The organism is Thiospirillum jenense (genome assembly GCF_014145225.1).
GTDB lineage: Bacteria > Pseudomonadota > Gammaproteobacteria > Chromatiales > Chromatiaceae > Thiospirillum > Thiospirillum jenense.
Genome location: NZ_JABVCQ010000086.1, coordinates 1 through 962 on the forward strand (window position 1 = coordinate 1; position 962 = coordinate 962).

At 39.5% G+C, this 962-nt stretch carries 1 protein-coding gene; it reads left to right on the plus strand.

Features of this window, described 5'->3' with window-relative positions:
• Nucleotides 1–544: 544 nt before the first annotated feature.
• A partial coding sequence (locus tag HUK38_RS14610; protein WP_182585047.1) for a class I SAM-dependent methyltransferase occupies nucleotides 545–962 on the plus strand: 418 nt, incomplete at its 3' end.

The following is a 962-nucleotide window of genomic DNA, read 5'->3' on the forward strand; positions in this document are numbered from 1 at the left end:
AATGGGAGAATCTGAACCCGTGAAGAAATAAAACACTTGACATCAATTTTACGGGTCAATTATAAACAATCCGTCAGTTTTGACAAATTTCTAGGTTGGCTTTTATCTCATATTTGAGGTCGAAGTCTTGTTAGCCTTCAAATGGAAAGACCATGAAAAGATTCATTGAGACATTTATCAAGAACTTGCCATTCATTAAAAACCTCACCGAGCAGGTGCGGAAACAGGGGCGTTCCCAGCAGGTCACTATTATTCTCCCATCCCGGCAGAAGAAGACGTATTTGCATATGTAAAATCAAGAAAACCACCAAATAGTCAACTTTTAGGAGTTGAACTAAACGAGAAGAGCCAGAATGAATTACTCAATGAATACATAGACTTCTATAAAGACCTTCCATTCCCAGAAGAACCAGAACCTGTCCACAGATACTATTATGACAATACATGGTTTAGCTATTCCGACGCTATTTTTCTGTATTGCTTTCTAAGAAAGTACAAACCGAAAAGAATCATCGAAATCGGTTCAGGATTTTCATCAGCTGTCATGCTGGACACTATTGACAGTGTCTTTTCTCAGAGACCGGAGATTACTTTCATTGAACCGTACCCTGATCGGCTTCTCAGCTTGCTCAAAGATGGCGATAGAGAGCAAGTCAGACTAATCGACAAAAGGATTCAAGACGTTCCATCTGAAGTTTTATTAGCTTTAGAGTCGGGTGATTTATTGTTCATCGACTCGAGTCATGTAGTGAAGTGTGATAGTGACTTGCACCACCTCATGTTTGAGATATTGCCGCGCCTTCAACCAGGTGTTTTTGTTCACTTCCATGACGTGTTTTATCCTTTTGACTATCCGTCTGAGTGGCTAACGAATGGGTGGTATTGGAATGAAAATTATTTTCTCCGTGCGTTCTTATCTTATAATACTGAGTGGAGAATTGTGTTCTTTAATACGTATATGC